Genomic DNA, 17,624 nt, shown 5'->3' with positions numbered 1-17,624 from the left:
CACCTTCCGATGCTGGCATCGCCGATGCGCTGTGATAATCTGCGGCGGTCGCGCAGGCGGCGGAAGGGAAAGCAGGACATGGCGTTCCGGCCAAGGATGTCTCCGGTTGCAAGCGGGGCCGCGCGTCTCCACGTGCGGGTGTGATGGCTGCCATCCGCGTCGCCTCCGTCCGCCACATCCACCCCGATGTCGCCGCGCGTTTGTGCCGGCAGCGCCTGGGGCCGGAAACGCCGGCCATGCTGCTGGTCTTCTGCGGCGGCAAGCATGACCCCGAGGCCATGCTCGCGGCGCTGCGCGCGGAATTCGGCCCGGTGCCCGTCCATGGCGGTTCCGCGGCCGGCGTCATCGGCCGCGAGGGCTGCGGCTATGCCGGCTTCGAACTGGGCGTGCTGGCCATCATGGACCCTGGCCTCGTTCCCCAGGCGGTAATGACCGAGGGGCTGCGCCAGGACGAGGTGGCGGCCGGCGCGGAGCTGGGCGCCGCGGTGGGCGCCATCGCGAGCCCCGATGCCGCGGTGATGCTGCTGTTCGACAGCGTGGCCTCCCGCGCGCCGCCGCGGCTGCACTTCGCCAGCTCCATCGTGGAGGGCTTCCATGACGGCTTCGGCAACACGCCGCTCCAGCTCTTCGGCGGCGGGCTGCTGACCGACATGAATCTGACCGGCGGCTGGGTCTTCGCCGGCGACCGCGTGCTGAAGCACGCCGCGGTCGCGCTGGTGTTCCCGCCCGGCGTCGCGGTCGAGACGGTCATCATGCATGGCTGCCGGCCCATCAGCTCCTTCGTGGAGATCACGCGCATCCAGGGCGCCGAGGTGTTCGAGCTGGATGGCGAACCGGCACTCACCGTCATCGAGCGCATGCTGGGCCTGCCCCCAGGCGAGGTGCGCGGGCAGGAACTCTCGCTGACGGTGACGCTGGGCCAGAAGCTGGGCGACCCCTACGCCCCCTACCAGGAGGGCGACTATGTCAACCGCCTCATCCTGCGCGCCACGCCCGAGGCGGGCTCGGTCACGCTGTTCGAGCCGGACTTCGCCCTCGGCGCCCAGGTGCAGATCATGAGCCGCGACAACTCGCTCATGCTCGATTCCGTGCGCCGGGGTGTCGCGGCGATGAATGCGGGGCTGGTCGGCACCGACCCCCTCTTCGCCCTCTACATAGACTGCGCGGGCCGCGCGAGTGCCCGCAGCGGCGCCGCCATCGAGGAGGCGGAGCTGGTGGCGCAGGGCTTCGCGCCCGAGGTGCCGCTGCTGGGCTTCTATTCCGGGGTGGAGGTGGCCCAGGTGGGGGGCGGCATCGGGCGTTCCCTCGACTGGACCGGGGTGCTGGCCGTGCTGCGCCGCCGATGAGCCGCCACCCACCCCCGCAGAACCCGATCGAGCGCGAACTCGCCTACTACAGGCGCGAGTGCAACGACCTGGGTGCGAGGCTGCTGCGCCTGCAGGAGGAGCAGAGCCAGGCCTTCCGCGAGGCGCGCCGCAGCCGCACCGTGGCCAAGCTGATCCGGGAGGCGCACCGGCTGACCGATCTCTGCGAACTGCCCGGCGAGATCGGCGAGCCCATGCTGGAAGTGGTGGTGGACAACGCGCTCTGCGACCGCGCGGCCTTCCTGGAGCGCCTGGGCCAGGAGGAGCCGCCGCGCTTCCGCATCACCCACATGATCGGCATGGGCGGCGAGGCCTGGCAGCAGGAGGTGGTGCTGCCCACGGCGCCCGGTTTCTTCTTCACCACCTCGCGCACGCCGCTCGAGCCGCCGGCCTATGAGCTGACCTCGATCCTCCGCACGCCCTATGTGCTCTGGGCGCATGACCCCGGCAGCGGGGTCGCGCTCATCATGGGCAACCACAGCGAGGGCAACGTCACCCGCCCCTTCGAGGCGCGGGACCAGGAGTTGGTGGAGGGGGCGCTTTCCGTCTACATCGACGTGCGCGCGCGCAAGGCCGCGGAGGCGGAGCTGCGCGCGGCGAAGCTGGCCGCGGAGGCGAGCGGCGCCGCCCGCGCGCGCTTCCTGGCCACGCTGAGCCATGAGCTTCGCACGCCGCTGAATTCCATCATCGGGTTTTCGGAGATCCTGGCGCCGGGCTCCACCATCTCGCCCACCCCGGCGCAGCGCGGCGCCTATATCGCGCAGATCCATGACTCCGGCCGCATGCTCCTGGAGTTGATCGACAACATCCTGGACTACGCCAGCCTGGAGAACGCGACCCCGCAGCTGCGGCGCGAATGGATCGCGGGGCGGTCGCTGCTGGACGCGGCCCTGGGCGAGGCGGGCTCCATCGCGCTGCGCCAGGGGGTGGAGCTGGTCTGCGACCCGCCCGAGGAAGGGCTGCAATTGCATGTGGACCGGCTGCGCTTCCGCCAGGTGCTGACCAACCTGCTGGGCAATGCGGTGAAGTTCACGCCCGCCCGCGGCCGCGTCAGCCTCTCCATTCTGGCCACGACCGAGGGCGGGGCCCCCAACGGTGGAGCCATGGTGTGCGTGACGGATACGGGCATCGGCATCGCGCCCGAGGACATCCAGCGCGCCCTCGAACCCTTCCAGCAGGTCTCGGACGGGCATAGCCGGAGATTCGCGGGCACCGGCCTCGGCCTGCCCATCGCGAAGACGCTGGTGGAGGCGCATGGCGGCACGCTCCACATCGAGAGCGTGCCGGGGGAGGGCACCATCGTCACCGTGTCCCTGCCCCCCGAGGCGGTGCGGCGGCCGGGCGAGGGTTAGCGACCAATGGTGGCCGGCGCGGTCGCGGCCAGGGTGGCGAGGTTGCTGTCCACCGCCTCGAACAGGCCCCAGCACTCCGTATAGCCCTGCGGGAAGCCGGGTGAGCCGGCCTCGGCATCCTGCTGGCGCGCATGGATGTAGTTGGTCCAGCGGCGGGTCGCGGGGCGGCGGTGGTGGAAGTCGTGGCAGGGGGCATCGCCCACCAGCACGAAGAGCCGCACGAAGAGCTGCACGGTCAGCATGTTCAGCCACCAGCCGGCCCATTGCGCGAGGCCGCCCAGGCTGTCGGCGCGCCCGTTCGGCACCGGCCGGCCGGCGAAGACGCCCGTCGTGGCCTCGCAGACGAAGTGCTTGTCGCGCAGCGCGATGAAGCGCGCGTCGGGGAAGCGGTGCTCGCAGAGGATGCGGTAGATGGTCGCGACCTGGAGCAGCACGGTCACGGGCAGCACCCAGAGCAGCAGCAGCTCCATCACCGTGCCGGTCGCCAGCGCCAGGGCGATGAGGCCGGCCCAGAAGGCGCGGCCCATCCAGTCATGCCCGCGGTCCCCGGTGAAGAGGGAGGCCTGGATGCGGCGGCGCAGGAAGCGCAGGTGGAAGGCGGGCGAGACGGTGATCAGCGCCACGCGCCGCCACAGCTCGGCCTTGGGCAGGCCGGGTTCCAGCCGGCACATGCCCAGCACGAAATCGGCGAACTCATCCTCCTCGGTCAGCAGCTTCTTCGCGCTGTGGTGCATCATGTGCTCGCGCTGGTAGTCGTCGAAGCGCTTGAAGAGCAGGAAGGCCGAGACCATCCGCCCCACCTGGCGGTTGCGCCCGCGGTTGGCGAAGACGGTGCCGTGCGAGCAGTGGTGGAAGATCACCACCTGGAACAGCCCGAGGCCGGAGGAGGTCAGCAGCCACCCCAGCGGCAGCAGCAGCCAGGCGGCCAGCGGAGGGGCGGCGAGCATCAGGGGCAGGGCGCCGAGCGCCATGCCGCCCAGCACCAGCGCCAGCGCGCCGGCGACGAAATGCGCGGCCGGGCGGTCGGCGCGCGTCTCGCCTGGGGCCGGCATGGCGGTGAGCCAGGTGAGGAAGGGTTGCAACGCCGCCGGGAGACGGACGGCCATGGCTTCGCGGGGGTTGCGGAGGGCTGGCGCGGGGCTGAAGGCCGGCGCCTCCGCGGCGAAAGTGTCGCGGGAGAGAAACATCGGCAGCGTTCCTTGTCGAATGTCGCACTTTGTGGACTGGCGCCACCATACAACGTTCGAAAGGAATGCACGGCATAGGATCAATCATGAATGCGCGACGGGGCGGGCGCCGCATCGCGTTCACTTGAACCCTATTGTCTGGAGAGGGGTGGTGCCCAGGAAAGGACTCGAACCTTCACGACCTTGCGGTCACTGGCACCTGAAGCCAGCGCGTCTACCAATTCCACCACCTGGGCACGATGGGGTGAGCGGCCAGATAAAGGGGGGCCGGGGGGCCGTCAATCCCACCCCGCGCGGTTTTCGTCATCGCCGGCGCGGAGGAACCCCCTGGCCCCACGCGCCCGCCCCCCATATGGTCCGGCGCGACCGGAGGATGGTGCGATGCGCAAGGTGGCGACGGTGTTCGGTGGTGCGGGTTTCCTGGGGCGGCAGATCGTGCAGCGCCTGGTCCGCGAGGATTGGATGGTGCGGGTGGCCGTGCGCGACCCGGTGCGGGCGCATGGCATGCACACCATGGGCCGGGTGGGGCAGGTGGCGGCACTCGCCGCCGATGTGACGCGCGATTCGGGCGTGGCCCGCGCCGTCGAGGGTGCCGGCGTGGTGGTGAACTGCGTGGGCATCCTGCACGGCAATTTCGAGGCGGTGCAGGCGGAAGGCCCGGCGCGCATCGGGCGCCTCGCGGCCGCGGCGGGGGTGGAGAAGCTGGTCCATATCTCGGCCATCGGCGCCGACGCGACCAGCGAGAGCCGCTACGCCCGCAGCAAGGCGGCGGGCGAGGAGGGGCTGCGCGCCGCCTTCCCCAGCGCGACCATCCTGCGCCCCTCCATCGTCTTCGGGGCGGAGGACGCCTTCTTCAACCGCTTCGGCCAGATGGCCATGATCTCGCCCATCATGCCCGTGATCAGCGGCGAGACGCGCTTCCAGCCCGTGCATGTGGGCGATGTGGCCGATGCGGTGATGGCCGCCCTGGCCCGGCCCGAGGCCGCAGGGCGGACCTATGAGCTGGGCGGGCCGCGCGCCTGGACCTTCCGCGAGCTGCTGGCCTTCATCGTGAAGGAAACCCATCGCAAGCGCCGGCTGGTGAATATCCCGCTCGGCGTGGCTCGGTTGCAGGCGCGTTTCGCGGAGCTGCTGCCCAACCCGCCGCTGACGCGCGACCAGCTGATCCTGCTGCAAAAGGACAATGTGGTGGCGCCGGGCGCGCTGACGCTGCGGGACCTGGGCATCACCCCCGCCGCGGTGGAAGGGCTGGTGCCGGCCTATCTGGCGCGCTTCCGCCCAGGCGGAAACCGTCGGGAGCGGCCGGGGGCGGCATAGGTCCATTTCGGACCAATATAGCCAGCCAGGGTCACGACACTTTACCCGATCTCGGAACGATCTGGAAAAATAGGACAGATAGACTGCCCTTTATGTCGGTTTTTGGCTGGCGCCCAGGGGGATGAGCCGTTAATGGACCCTGCAAGGGAGAAGGCCGCGCGTCGCTGCACGGCCTTGCCCAATTCCCAGGCCGGCCCCCGCCGGACCCCAGGTTGCAAGGATCGCCCATGGCCGAGCGCATGCTCCAATTCGTCCGCCTGCAGCAGCAGACGCCGGACAAGCGCCCCGCCAGCGCCCGCCGCGAGGATTTCGACGAGATCTACGCCCGCTTCGACCCGGCGCGAGCGGCCGAGCAGGCCAGCCGCTGCAGCCAATGCGGCGTGCCCTTCTGCCAGGTGCATTGCCCGCTGCAGAACAACATCCCCGACTGGCTGAAACTCACCGCGGAAGGCCGGATGGAGGAGGCCTACGAGGTCGCCGCCGCCACCAACACCTTCCCCGAGATCTGCGGCCGCGTCTGCCCGCAGGACCGGCTCTGCGAGGGCAATTGCGTCATCGAGAAGGGCTTCGAGAGCGTCACCATCGGCTCGGTCGAGAAGTACATCGTGGACACCGCCTGGGAGAATGGCTGGGTGAAGGCGCCCACCCCCACGCGGGAACTGCCCCATTCCGTCGGCATCATCGGCGCGGGCCCCGCGGGGCTGGCGGCGGCCGAGCGCCTGCGCGTGCGGGGTTTCCAGGTGCATGTCTATGACCGCTACGACCGCGTCGGCGGGCTGATGATCTACGGCATCCCCAACTTCAAGCTGGAGAAGGAGGTGGTGCTGCGCCGCTGGGAGCAATACGCGGCGGGCGGCATCCATTTCCACATGAACACGGCGGTGGGCCAGGACGTGACGCTGGAGGAACTGCGCGCGCGGCATGACGCCATCTTCATCGCGACCGGCGTCTACAAGGCGCGCGACGTGGAGCTGCCCGGCGCTGACCTCGCGGGCGTCGTGCCGGCGCTGGACTACCTCACGGCCTCCAACCGCCAGAACCTGGGCGACACGGTGCCGGACTACGAGAGCGGCGCGCTGAACGCGGCGGGGCGCGAGGTGGTGGTGATCGGCGGCGGCGACACCGCCATGGATTGCGTCCGCACGGCCATCCGCCAGGGGGCCGAATTGGTCACCTGCCTCTATCGCCGCGACAAGGCGAACATGCCGGGCTCCATGCGCGAGGTGCACAATGCGGAGGAGGAGGGGGTGCGCTTCCTCTGGCTCTCCGCGCCTGAAGCCTTCCTGGGCGCGGGTTCGGTCACCGGCGTGCGTGCGGCGAAGATGCACCTCGGCCTGCCCGACGCCACCGGCCGCCAGCAGGTGGCGCCCATCGAGGGCAGCCATTTCGTCGTCCCCGGCAGCCTCGTCATCAAGGCGCTGGGCTTCGACCCCGAGGACCTGCCCACGATGTTCAATGAGCCCGCCTTGGCCGTGACCCGCTGGGGCACGCTGAAGGTGGACCACCGCACCATGATGACGGACCTGCCGGGCGTGTTTGCCGGCGGCGACATCGTCCGCGGCGCCTCGCTCGTGGTGTGGGGCATCCGGGATGGCCGCGACGCGGCCGAGCAGATCGCGCAATACGTGCTGGCCAAGGCCAGCCTCCAGCAGGCGGCGGAGTAAGCGACATGACCCAGGAAACCGGCGCGCAATTCGTCGAAAGCTTCGCCCGCAACCAGGAACTGCTGAACGCGGCGGGCATTGACACCACCGAGCATGACGCCTGCGGCGTGGGCCTGGTCGCAGCCCTCGACGGCAAGGCCTCGCGCGCGGTCGTGCAGGCGGGCATCGAGGCGCTGAAGGCCGTCTGGCACCGCGGCGCCGTGGACGCCGATGGCAAGACCGGCGATGGCGCGGGCATCCATGTGGAAATCCCGCAGGAGTTCTTCGCCGAAGCCGTCCGCAATGGCGGCGACAAGATCAAGCCCGGCCCCATCGCGGTGGGGCAGGTGTTTCTCCCGAAGACGGATTTCGGCGCGCAGGAACGCTGCCGCCAGATCGTGGAGACCGAAATCCTCGCCATGGGCTATGGCATCTATGGCTGGCGCCAGGTGCCCATCCACACCGCCGTCATCGGCGAGAAGGCGAACGCGACGCGGCCCGAGATCGAGCAGATCCTGATCCATGACCCCGAGTTGCGGGACGTGGAGACGATGGAGCGCGACCTCTACGTGATCCGCCGGCGCATTGAGAAGCAGGCCATCGCGGCGCAGATTCCGGAGCTGTACCTCTGCTCGCTCTCCAGCCGGTCCATCATCTACAAGGGCATGTTCCTGGCCGAGGCGCTGAGCGAATTCTACCCGGATCTGCAGGATGCGCGCTTCGTGTCGCGCTTCGCCATCTACCACCAGCGCTACAGCACCAACACCTTCCCCACCTGGCGCCTGGCGCAGCCCTTCCGGATGATCGCGCACAATGGCGAGATCAACACGCTGCACGGCAACGTCAACTGGATGAAGGCGCACGAGACGCGCCTCTCCCACCCGCTGCTCGACGCCTACCTGGATGACATCAAGCCCGTGATCCAGGCGGGCGGGTCCGACACCGCCAGCCTCGACAACGTGTTCGAGCTCCTGGTGCGCGGCGGGCGCGACGCGCCCATGGCCAAGGCCATGCTGATCCCGGAGAGCCTCGGCAACAACGCGACGATGCCGCCGGCGCACCATGACCTCTTCCTCTACTGCAACGCGGTGATGGAGCCCTGGGACGGGCCGGCGGCACTCTGCGGCACGGATGGGCGCTGGGTGGTGGCGGGGCTGGACCGCAACGGGCTGCGGCCTTTGCGCTACACCGTGACCGATGGCGGGCTGCTCATCATCGGCTCCGAGACGGGCATGGTGAAGGTGGCGGAGGACCGGGTGATGGCGAAGGGCCGCGTGGGCCCCGGCCAGTTCATCGGCGTGGACCTCGACAGCGGCCGCCTCTACCTGGACCACGAGCTGAAGGATCTGCTGGCCGCCCGCAAGCCCTTCGGCCAGTGGGTGAATCGCACCACGCGCATTGACGGCATCGTGAAGGCGCAGCCCGCCGCCCCCGCGCCGCTGACGGGCGAGGCGCTGCGCCGCGCGCAGCTCGCCGTCGGCTACACGCTGGAGGAGCTGGAGCAGATCCTGCACCCGATGGTCGAGGACATGGCCGAGGCCGTGGGCTCCATGGGCGACGACACGCCGGTGGCGGTGCTCTCGTCGCAATATCGCGGCCTGCACCACTACTTCCGGCAGAGCTTCAGCCAAGTCACCAACCCGCCCATCGACAGCCTGCGCGAAACCCGCGTGATGACGCTGCGCACGCGGCTGGGCAACCTCGGCAACATCCTCGACGAGGACCCGACGCAGTGCGACATGCTCATGCTCGACAGCCCCGTGCTGTCAAGTGCGGAGTTCGGCGCGATGCGGGCGCATATGGGCGCCTCGGCCTGCGAGGTGGACTGCACCTTCCCGGTCAGCGAGGGCGAGGCCGGGCTGCGCCGCGCGCTCGACCGCATCCGCCGCGAGAGCGAGGATGGCGTGCGCTCCGGCTGCCAGCACGTCATCCTGACCGATGAGGCCCAAGGGTCCGACCGCGTGGCGGTGCCGATGATCCTGGCGGTCAGCGCCGTTCACACGCATCTGGTGAAGACCTCGCTGCGCACCTTCACCTCGCTGAACGTGCGCTGCGCGGAATGCCTGGACGTGCACTACTTCGCGGTGCTGATCGGCGCCGGCGCCACCACGGTCAACGCCTATCTCGCGGAAGCCTCGGTGGCGGACCGGCACCGGCGCGGACTGTTCGGTGAGCTGACGCTGGACGCCGCCATCGCCCGCTACAAGAAGGCGGTGGACAAGGGGCTGCTGAAGGTGATGTCCAAGATGGGCATCTCGGTCCTCTCCTCCTATCGCGGGGGGATGAACTTCGAGGCCATCGGCCTCTCCCGCGCGCTGGTGGCGGAGTATTTCCCCGGCGTGCCCTCGCGCATCTCGGGCATCGGCCTGGCCGGCATCGCGCGGCGCGTGATGGCGCTGCATGAGCGTGCCTTCGGCTCCGAGGTGGTGACGCTGCCCGTGGGCGGCCTCTACAAGCTGCGCCAGCGTGGCGAGGCCCATGCCTTCGGCGGCACCTTGATCCACATGCTGCAAAAGGCGGTGGACACCGACAGCTACCAGACCTTCAAGCGCTACAGCGAGGCGGTGCGCCGCCAGCCCCCCGTGGCGCTGCGCGACCTGCTGGATTTCCGCGCCGAGGGCCGCCGCGCCATCGCCATCGAGGATGTCGAGAGCATCACGGAAATCCGCAAGCGGCTGCTGGCGCCGGGCATCTCGCTGGGCGCGCTGAGCCCGGAGGCGCATGAGACGCTCTCCATCGCCATGAACCGCATCGGCGCGCGCAGCGACAGCGGCGAGGGCGGGGAGGACCCGGAGCGCGCGAAGCCCCGCCCCAATGGCGACAACGCCAACAGCGCGATCAAGCAGATCGCCTCGGGCCGCTTCGGCGTCACGGCGGAGTATCTCAACAACTGCCGCGAGATCGAGATCAAGGTCGCCCAGGGCGCCAAGCCGGGCGAGGGCGGCCAGCTTCCGGGCTTCAAGGTGACGGGGCTGATCGCGAAGCTGCGCCACTCCACGCCCGGGGTGACGCTGATCTCGCCGCCGCCGCACCATGACATCTACTCGATCGAGGACCTGGCGCAGCTCATCTACGACCTGAAGCAGATCAACCCCGAGGCCACGGTCTGCGTGAAGCTGGTTTCGCGGTCGGGGATCGGCACCATCGCGGCCGGTGTGGCGAAGGCCAAGGCGGACGCCATCCTGATCTCGGGCCATTCGGGCGGCACGGGGGCCTCGCCGCTGACGTCCATCAAATATGCGGGCCTGCCCTGGGAGATGGGCCTCAGCGAAACCCACCAGGTGCTGCTGCTGAACCGGCTGCGCCACCGCGTGAAGCTGCGCACTGATGGCGGGCTCAAGACCGGGCGGGACGTGGTCATCGCGGCCATGCTGGGGGCCGAGGAATTCGGCATCGGCACCGCCTCCCTGGTGGCGATGGGCTGCATCATGGTGCGGCAATGCCACTCCAACACCTGCCCCGTGGGCGTCTGCACCCAGGACGAGGCGCTGCGCGCCAAGTTCGTGGGCAGCCCGGAGAAGGTGATCAACCTGTTCAGCTTCGTGGCGGAGGAGGTGCGGGAGATCCTGGCCGAACTCGGCTTCCGCAAGCTGGAGGACGTGATCGGCCGCACCGACCTGCTGAAGCAGGTGAGCCGTGGCGCGGAGGATCTGGACGACCTCGACCTCAACCCGCTGCTGGTGAAGGCCGACAGCGGCCCGCACGCGCCCTTCTGCACCCTGGAAGGCCGCAACGAGGTGCCGGAGACGCTCGACGCCGACATGCTGCGCGACGCCGCCCCGCTCTTCGAACGGGGCGAGAAGATGCAGCTCGCCTACAACATCCGGAACACCCACCGTGCCATCGGCACCAAGGTGTCGTCCCGCATCGTGCGGCAATACGGGATGACGGGGCTGCAGGAAGGCCACCTGACGGTGCGGCTGCGCGGTTCCGCCGGCCAGTCGCTGGGCGCCTTCGGCGTACGGGGCCTCAAGCTCGAAGTCTTCGGCGACGCCAATGACTATGTGGGCAAGGGGCTGTCCGGTGCGACCGTCGTGGTGCGGCCGGCACCTTCCTCAGGCCTCGTCTGGAACGAGAACACCATCATCGGCAACACCTGCCTCTATGGTGCCACAGCCGGCGCCCTCTTCGCCGCCGGCCAGGCGGGCGAGCGCTTCGCCGTCCGCAACTCCGGCGCGGTGACGGTGGTGGAGGGCTGCGGCGCCAATGGCTGCGAATACATGACCGGCGGCACCGTCGTGATCCTGGGCGAGGTCGGCGACAATTTCGGCGCGGGCTTCACGGGTGGACAGGCGTTCATCCATGACCCCGCGGGCACCTTCGAGCGGCGGGTGAACCCCGACACCCTGCTGTGGCAACGGCTGGAGAGCGCCCATTGGGAAGGTGAGCTCAAGCGCCTGATCGAACGCCATGTGGCCGAGACGGGCAGCCGAAACGCGGCCCGGCTGCTCAATGACTGGTCGAGCGAGCGGGGGCATTTCTGGCACATCGTGCCCAAGGAATACGCCCGTTACCTGCCGCGGCCGATGCGCGAAGTGGCCGAAGCGGCCGAGTAGCGTCCTTCACGCGACAGGGGCGAGGTGGCATAGAGTCCGGCGTGCGGATTCTCCACCACCTCCCCCTCTCGCCCTATTCGCGCAAGGTGCGCCTCGCCCTTGCGGAGAAGCGGATTCCCTTCGAACTGAAGACCGAGCGCGTGTGGGAGCGGCGCGAGGAGTTCCTCGCCCTGAACCCCGCCTGCACCGTGCCGGTTCTGGTGGAGGAGAACGGCTTCGTCATCGCCGACAGCTACGCCATCTGCGAATATCTGGACGAGGCCTATCCCGACACGCCCCTGATGGGCCGGACGCTGGGTGAGCGCGCGGAGGTGCGGCGCCTGGCGGCCTGGTTCGACACGCGCTTCGCGGGCGAGGTGACGCGCAACCTGATCTGGGAACGGCACCTGAAGCGGGCGCTGGGCCAGGGCAACCCGGACGCGGCGGCGATCCGCGCGGGCTATGCGAACCTCAAGCCGCATCTCGACGTGATCGGCTGGCTGGCGGAGGAGCGGCCGTGGCTCGCGGGGCCCAACCTGTCGCTGGCGGATTTCGCGGCGGCGGCGCATCTCTCTGCGCTGGACTACTGCAATGACGTGGACTGGGACTACAGCCCCGCGGCAAGGGACTGGTACAGCCGGGTGAAGTCACGGCCGGCGTTCCGGGGGCTGCTGGCGGATCGCGTCAGCGGGCTGGAGCCGCCGGTGCACTACGCTGACTTGGACTTCTAGGGTTCCCCACGAAACCGCTGCGCGCTTTCGCGGGGGCCCCGGAGCGGTGCCGGTCCTGGTGAGGGGCGCCGCCTGCCGAGGCGAAGCCTCGGCAGGGCATCGGAGCGGGAAGCGGAGGCGGGTCCGCGCGCCTGTCGCCGTCAGGCCTGCCGGGGGCTAAGCGGCAATCTCCACCCAAACCGGCGCATGGTCACTCGGGCTTTCCTCCGCCCGCGCCTCCGTATCCACCCCGCAGGCCACCAGCTTTTCCGCCAGCTCCGCGCTCAGCAGCGCGTGGTCGATCCGCAGGCCCCGGTTCTGCTCGAAGGCCGAGCCGTAATCCCAATAGGTGAAGGGCGCATCCGCCGGGTGCAGCGCCAGCACGGCATCCGTCAGTCCCAGATGCGTCAGCGCCCGCCAGCGCGCGCGGCTCTCGGGGTGGACCAGGGCGTCGGCGGGGGGCAGGGCGCCGGGGGCGAGGTCGGAGGCGGTGGGGCAGACATTGTAGTCGCCCAGGATGGCCAGCGGCCGGAAGGCGTCGAGCTGCGCCGCCGCCCAGACCCGCAGCCGGTCCATCCAGCGCCACTTATAGGCCATGCCCTCGGCACCGCCGGAATTGCCGTTGGGGAGGTAGATGCCTGCCGCCACCATGCCCGCGACCTCCACCGCCAGGAAGCGTGCATGGCCATCCTCATCCTCGCCGGGCAGCGACTCGGCCAGGATTGTGAAGGGCAGGCGCGACAGCACCGCCACCCCATTGCGCCCGCCATGCTGGCCGACGGCATGCAGGCTGTAGCCGCTGCCCTCGAATTCCAGCGCCGGGAATTCCTCCGTCTTGCACTTGGTTTCCTGGAGGAAGACCACGTCCGGCCCATGCCGCTCCAGGAAGCGGCGCAGATGCGGCACGCGCCGGCGGATGGAGTTCACATTGAAGGTGGCCAAACGAAGGGAAGAGGGGCGCATGGCGTGATCTTCACTGGCCACGCCGCCGGCGCAAGCCCGTCAGGCGACGGCGAAGCTCGTCCCGCAGCCGCAGCCGCTGACCGCCTGGGGGTTCCGCACCACGAAATGCGCGCCGATCAGCGCCTCATGCCAGTCGAGTTCCGCGCCGCGCACGAAGTCGAGCGAGACCTCGTCCACGAAGAGCGTCACGCCGTCCACCTCGACCATCACGTCGTCATCCTGGCGGATATCCTCCAGCGCGAAGCCATATTGCAGGCCGGAGCAGCCTCCGGCCGAGACGGTCAGCCGCAGCCCCGCGCCCGGCCGTCCCTCGCGTTCCGCGATGGCGCGGATTTCCTCGGCGGCGCGGGGGGTCATGGTGAAGCTGCCGTCGGGCATGGTGATCTCCTTGGCCTTCAATCTAGGCATGCCGACAAAGGATTTCCACCACCGCCCCCCGGCTGATAGGCAGGCGCGATGCTGGACGCCCCCACCTCCACCCCCAAGGCCCCCTATGCCGTGCGGACCACCCGCGGCCGCCTGCACGCCGAGCCGGAGGACCAGAGCCGCACCCCCTGGCAGCGCGACCGCGACCGCATCATCCATTCCCGCGCCTTCCGCCGGCTGCAATACAAGACGCAGGTCTTCGTCTTCCATGAGGGCGACCATTTCCGCACCCGGCTGACGCATTCCATCGAGGTCGCGCAGATCGCCCGCAGCCTGGCCCGCCGCCTGCGCCTGGACGAGGATCTGGCCGAGGCCCTGGCGCTGGCGCATGACCTGGGCCACCCCCCCTTCGGCCATGCGGGGGAGGAGGCGCTGGACGGCCTCATGCGCAGCCATGGCGGCTTCGACCACAACGCGCAGAGCCTGAAGCATGTGACGCAGCTCGAACGCCGCTATGCCGGCTTCGACGGGCTGAACCTCTCCTGGGAGACGCTGGAAGGGCTCGCCAAGCACAATGGCCCGGTGCGGCGGCCGGCGCCCTATCTGGCGCGCTACAACGCCGTGCAGGACCTCGAACTCGGCACCCATGCGAGCGCGGAGGCGCAGGTGGCCGCGCTCGCGGACGACATCGCCTACAACAACCATGACCTGGAGGATGGCCTGCGGGCGGGCCTCTTCACGGTGGAGGAGGTGGCCGCCATGGCCCTGCCGCGCCAGGCCCTGGCCGAGGCGCGGGCCGCCCACCCCAACCTGCCCGCCGACCGCGCGGCGCCCGAGATGGTGCGCCGCGTCATCGGCGCCATGATCCGCGATGTGGGCGAGGAGACGGAGCGCCGGCTGGCCACCCTCTCACCTGCCAGCGTGGATGCCATCCGCGCCGCGCCCCAGCCCGTGGTGGCCTTCGGCCCTGCGATGCGCGAAGCCAATGCCGAGATGCGCGAATTCCTGTTCGAGCGGATGTATCGGCATTTCCGGGTGAACCGGGCCACGCAGAAGTCCAAGCGGGTGGTGCAGATCCTGTTCCAGCTGCTGCATGGCGGCCCGCAGATGCTGCCCGATGAATGGCGCGCCCGCGCCGGAGAGGCCGGCAGCCCCCAGGCCGCCGAGACGGTGGGCGACTACATCGCCGGCATGACGGACCGCTACGCGCTGGAGGAATACCGTCGGCTGACGGACCCGCATGTGGGGGGGTAGAGCGCTGAATAGCATGACGAGGTGGTCGTGAAGCGTGACATGGACTTCGTCCGGGACATCCTGATTGCCATCGAGCAGGACTCCAGGTTCGACGCAACAAGCAGGTGGCAAATCGACGACCCCACAGAGATCGGCTTAGCGGGCCGCACGCCCGAGGAATTCGCCTATCACCTGACGCTTTTGATCGAGGCGGGTCTGATTGTAGGCGAGCCGAGAATGCATGGGCCGGTCATCGGGCGGCTGACATGGCAAGGTCATGAGTTCGTTTCGGACGTGCGTGACCCGGCCATTTGGCGCCGGACGAAGCAAGGCGCCAACGCTGCCGGGAACGCCGGCATCCAGTTCATGTGGGAACTTGCCAAGGCATACGGAAAGCAGGTGGCCAGGGAAAGGTTAGGTATCGACCTTCCGTAAGTCGGCGTCCACAGCTTGCGGCGCGAGATGCCAATCCCCGGCGCTCGCCGGGGGCGTGCCTCGGCCGCCGATGTTTCTACCGCCCCGCCTCCACATCATCCCCATAGCGGTTCGTGAAACGGTCCCCCTGCTGGCACAGCCAGAACAGCAGGGGAATGATGCCGATCACGGTCGGGATCAGCAGCAGCCACCAGCCGGAGCGGTTCACATCATGCAGCCGCCGCACCGCGAGGCCGAGCGAGGGCAGGATCAGCAGCAGCGAGGTCACGTTGCTCACCGGCTGCGGCGCGCCCCAGTAATAGCCGTAATTGTTGCCGTCGATCGTGCCCGTCACCATGCCGAGCAGCACCGTCGCCAGCACGAAATACCAATGCGCGGCGCGCGACGACCGCCCGCTGAAATTCACATAATTCTTCAGCGCCAGCGCGATGGCCTGGCCGAAGCCCACCACGCGGTGCGGCGGCACCTGGCCGCCCGAGAGGTTGTTCAGCACCGAAAGACGTTCCTGGTATTCGGCGGCGGAAATCTCGCCGCGCGCGAAGCGCTCTTCCAGCAATTGCCGTGCGTTGCTCATGAAATCCGTCCGGGTGATGGGCTTGGGCGGAAGTTTAGGCCATGCGCGGCGCGGGGGCACCCCTTGCCGAAACGCCCCCCCGCGCCGCACAACCCGCCCATGAGCCTGCCTCCCGCCCCCGCCGACATCTTCGCCCATCTGCGCGCCCGCATCGTGGAGGCGCTCAGCGCCCTGCTGCCCGAGCTGCCGGAGGAGGCCTTCGCCCGCGTCACCGTCGAACCCCCACGCGAGGCGGCGCATGGCGACATGGCGACCAATGCGGCGCTGGTGGTGGGCAAGGCGGCGAAGCAGGCCCCCCCCAAGCTCGCCGCCGCGCTGTCCGAGAAGCTGTCGGCCCTGCCCGAGGTGGCGGAAGCCAGCCCCGCCGGGCCGGGCTTCGTGAACATCCGCCTGGATGAGGGCTTCGTCCGCGCCCAGCTCGGCGTGATCCTGGCCGCCGGCGAGACCTATGGCCAGGGCGCGCCGCGGCCGGGCCGGGTCAATGTGGAATATGTCTCGGCCAACCCGACCGGCCCCATGCATGTGGGCCATTGCCGGGGGGCCGTGGTGGGCGATGCGCTGGCGGCGCTGCTGGCCAAGGCGGGCCACGAGGTCTGCCGCGAGTACTATATCAATGACGCCGGCGCGCAGGTGCAGGCGCTCGCCTATGCCGCCTATTGGCGCTACCTCCAGGCGCTCGGCACCACGCTGACCGAGGATGAGTATGCCCAGCTCATCCCCGGCGGGCTGCAATATCGCGGCGAATACCTGGTGCCGGTGGGCGAGGCCCTGGCCCGCCACCACGGCGATGCGCTGGCCGAAACCGGCACCGCCCATGGCCCGGGCCTGGCCGGCCCCGACCGCTGGTTTGCCACCGTGCGCGAAACCACCGTCGCCATGATGATGGACATGATCCGCGACGACCTCGGGGCTTTGGGCGTCCAGCACGACATCTTCATCAGCGAGGCCGCCATGGTGGCCGAGGGCAAGCTCGACGCCGCCGAGGCGCTGTTGAACGCCCAGGGCCTGATCTATCGCGGCGTGCTGGAACCCCCCAAGGGCAAGACCCCGGAGGATTGGGAGCCGCGCGAGCAGACCCTCTTCCGCGCCACCCAGTTCGGCGACGAGGTGGACCGGGCGCTGCGCAAATCCGACGGGTCGGGCACTTACTTCGCCAATGACATCGCGAACCACCTGGGCAAGATCGAGCGCGGCTTCGACGCGCTGGTCCATGTCTGGGGCGCCGACCATGGCGGCTATGTGAAGCGCATGCAGGCGGCGGTCGCCGCCCTGTCCGACCGGCGCGTGAGCCTGGACGTGGTGCTGGCGCAGATCGTCCATGTGGTGAAGGACGGGCAGCCGGTGCGGATGTCCAAGCGCGCCGGCACCTATGTCACGCTGCGCGACCTGATCGACGAGGTCGGCCGCGACGCCGTGCGCTTCACCATGCTGACCCGCAAGGCGGACGCGCAGATGGAGTTCGACCTCGATCTCGTCGTCCAGCAGTCGCGCGACAACCCGGTCTTCTACGTCCAATACGCCCATGCGCGCTGCCGCTCGGTGCTGCGCGCGGCGGGCGAACCGGCGGACCTGGCCGCGGCCCCGCTCGACGCGCTGACGGATCCGGCCGAACTGGCCCTCATCCGCCGCATGGCCGGCTGGCCGCGCGTGGTGGAGGCCGCCGCCGCCGCGCGGGAACCGCACCGGATCGCGTTTTTCCTGAGTGACCTCGCGGGTGATTTTCATCTATTGTGGAACAAGGGCAGGGAGGATTCTTCCCTGCGCTTCATCCAGGAAGGCGACCCCGAGGGGACACGGGCGCGCCTGGCCCTGGTGGCCGCGACGGCCGCGGTGATCAGGTCCGGGCTCGGCGTGATGGGGGTCGCGCCGGTCGAGGAGATGCGATGAGTGACACGACATTGCCCTCCTGGCGGGTCCGCCCGCCAGAGAGGGCGCGGGCGGGATG

At 69.6% G+C, this 17,624-nt stretch carries 13 protein-coding genes and 1 tRNA gene; 9 read left to right on the top strand and 5 right to left on the bottom strand.

Annotated elements, in window-relative coordinates:
• The first annotated feature begins 143 nt into the window (after positions 1–143).
• Entirely contained in the window at positions 144–1,346 is a 1,203-nt protein-coding gene (locus JTN19_RS07505) for an FIST signal transduction protein (RefSeq protein ID WP_206931277.1), read from the top strand.
• Positions 1,343–2,716, top strand: a complete 1,374-nt coding sequence (locus JTN19_RS07500) for a sensor histidine kinase (RefSeq protein WP_206931276.1) — start codon at positions 1,343–1,345, stop codon at positions 2,714–2,716. The genes JTN19_RS07505 and JTN19_RS07500 overlap by 4 nt, the downstream gene beginning before the upstream one ends.
• On the opposite strand, the gene JTN19_RS07495 is transcribed toward JTN19_RS07500, so the two are convergent.
• Positions 2,713–3,822 carry a fatty acid desaturase gene (locus JTN19_RS07495; protein ID WP_206931275.1) on the bottom strand — a complete coding sequence of 370 codons (1,110 nt, stop codon included), beginning with the start codon at positions 3,820–3,822 and terminating at the stop codon, positions 2,713–2,715. The genes JTN19_RS07500 and JTN19_RS07495 overlap by 4 nt on opposite strands.
• Before the next feature lie 230 nt (positions 3,823–4,052).
• Positions 4,053–4,139: transfer RNA gene (locus JTN19_RS07490), tRNA-Leu, on the bottom strand.
• A gap of 145 nt (positions 4,140–4,284) precedes the next feature.
• Here JTN19_RS07490 and JTN19_RS07485 point away from each other — a divergent pair.
• The 4 genes from JTN19_RS07485 (at position 4,285) to fzlA (ending at position 12,129) form a co-directional block, all read left to right on the top strand.
• Entirely contained in the window at positions 4,285–5,220 is a 936-nt protein-coding gene (locus JTN19_RS07485) for a complex I NDUFA9 subunit family protein (protein ID WP_206931274.1), read from the top strand.
• Between the two features lie 227 nt (positions 5,221–5,447).
• Positions 5,448–6,884 carry an NAD(P)-dependent oxidoreductase gene (locus tag JTN19_RS07480; protein ID WP_206931273.1) on the top strand — a complete coding sequence of 479 codons (1,437 nt, stop codon included), beginning with the start codon at positions 5,448–5,450 and terminating at the stop codon, positions 6,882–6,884.
• A 5-nt stretch (positions 6,885–6,889) separates the two neighbouring features.
• Entirely contained in the window at positions 6,890–11,419 is a 4,530-nt protein-coding gene (gene gltB, locus JTN19_RS07475) for a glutamate synthase large subunit (protein WP_206931272.1), read from the top strand.
• Between the two features lie 41 nt (positions 11,420–11,460).
• Complete coding sequence (gene fzlA / locus JTN19_RS07470) at positions 11,461–12,129, top strand: FtsZ-binding protein FzlA (RefSeq protein WP_206931271.1); 669 nt, start codon at positions 11,461–11,463, stop codon at positions 12,127–12,129.
• A gap of 156 nt (positions 12,130–12,285) precedes the next feature.
• On the opposite strand, the gene JTN19_RS07465 is transcribed toward fzlA, so the two are convergent.
• Together JTN19_RS07465 and JTN19_RS07460 are read right to left on the bottom strand one after the other, a co-directional pair.
• On the bottom strand, positions 12,286–13,071 hold the full coding sequence (locus JTN19_RS07465) for an exodeoxyribonuclease III (protein ID WP_206931270.1): 786 nt from the start codon (positions 13,069–13,071) through the stop codon (positions 12,286–12,288).
• A gap of 39 nt (positions 13,072–13,110) precedes the next feature.
• Positions 13,111–13,479 carry a HesB/IscA family protein gene (locus tag JTN19_RS07460; RefSeq protein ID WP_242530930.1) on the bottom strand — a complete coding sequence of 123 codons (369 nt, stop codon included), beginning with the start codon at positions 13,477–13,479 and terminating at the stop codon, positions 13,111–13,113.
• Between the two features lie 48 nt (positions 13,480–13,527).
• Here JTN19_RS07460 and JTN19_RS07455 point away from each other — a divergent pair, with 48 nt between their 5' ends.
• Both JTN19_RS07455 and JTN19_RS07450 read left to right on the top strand, forming a co-directional pair.
• Positions 13,528–14,691, top strand: a complete 1,164-nt coding sequence (locus tag JTN19_RS07455) for a deoxyguanosinetriphosphate triphosphohydrolase (RefSeq protein WP_206931269.1) — start codon at positions 13,528–13,530, stop codon at positions 14,689–14,691.
• A 27-nt stretch (positions 14,692–14,718) separates the two neighbouring features.
• On the top strand, positions 14,719–15,105 hold the full coding sequence (locus JTN19_RS07450) for a DUF2513 domain-containing protein (RefSeq protein ID WP_206931268.1): 387 nt from the start codon (positions 14,719–14,721) through the stop codon (positions 15,103–15,105).
• A gap of 76 nt (positions 15,106–15,181) precedes the next feature.
• On the opposite strand, the gene JTN19_RS07445 is transcribed toward JTN19_RS07450, so the two are convergent.
• Positions 15,182–15,679 carry a DUF805 domain-containing protein gene (locus JTN19_RS07445; protein WP_206931267.1) on the bottom strand — a complete coding sequence of 166 codons (498 nt, stop codon included), beginning with the start codon at positions 15,677–15,679 and terminating at the stop codon, positions 15,182–15,184.
• 99 nt (positions 15,680–15,778) lie between these two features.
• Here JTN19_RS07445 and argS point away from each other — a divergent pair, with 99 nt between their 5' ends.
• Positions 15,779–17,566: an arginine--tRNA ligase gene (gene argS / locus JTN19_RS07440; protein ID WP_206931266.1), complete on the top strand. Its 1,788-nt coding sequence runs from the start codon at positions 15,779–15,781 to the stop codon at positions 17,564–17,566.
• Positions 17,567–17,624 lie beyond the last annotated feature (58 nt).

It is taken from the genome of Roseococcus thiosulfatophilus (assembly GCF_017311575.1).
GTDB lineage: Bacteria > Pseudomonadota > Alphaproteobacteria > Acetobacterales > Acetobacteraceae > Roseococcus > Roseococcus thiosulfatophilus.
Note: the sequence above shows the minus strand (reverse complement) of the source record. Positions and strands in the feature narration are given on the sequence as shown.

Coding starts and splice junctions, on each gene's coding strand:
- JTN19_RS07455 (WP_206931269.1), top strand. CDS start 13,528: ATGCTGGACGCCCCCACCTCCACCCCCAAGGCCCCCTATGCCGTGCGG.
- JTN19_RS07485 (WP_206931274.1), top strand. CDS start 4,285: ATGCGCAAGGTGGCGACGGTGTTCGGTGGTGCGGGTTTCCTGGGGCGG.
- JTN19_RS07445 (WP_206931267.1), bottom strand. CDS start 15,679: ATGAGCAACGCACGGCAATTGCTGGAAGAGCGCTTCGCGCGCGGCGAG.
- JTN19_RS07505 (WP_206931277.1), top strand. CDS start 144: ATGGCTGCCATCCGCGTCGCCTCCGTCCGCCACATCCACCCCGATGTC.
- JTN19_RS07500 (WP_206931276.1), top strand. CDS start 1,343: ATGAGCCGCCACCCACCCCCGCAGAACCCGATCGAGCGCGAACTCGCC.
- JTN19_RS07495 (WP_206931275.1), bottom strand. CDS start 3,822: ATGGCCGTCCGTCTCCCGGCGGCGTTGCAACCCTTCCTCACCTGGCTC.
- JTN19_RS07465 (WP_206931270.1), bottom strand. CDS start 13,071: ATGCGCCCCTCTTCCCTTCGTTTGGCCACCTTCAATGTGAACTCCATC.
- gltB (WP_206931272.1), top strand. CDS start 6,890: ATGACCCAGGAAACCGGCGCGCAATTCGTCGAAAGCTTCGCCCGCAAC.
- JTN19_RS07480 (WP_206931273.1), top strand. CDS start 5,448: ATGGCCGAGCGCATGCTCCAATTCGTCCGCCTGCAGCAGCAGACGCCG.
- argS (WP_206931266.1), top strand. CDS start 15,779: ATGAGCCTGCCTCCCGCCCCCGCCGACATCTTCGCCCATCTGCGCGCC.
- JTN19_RS07460 (WP_242530930.1), bottom strand. CDS start 13,479: ATGCCTAGATTGAAGGCCAAGGAGATCACCATGCCCGACGGCAGCTTC.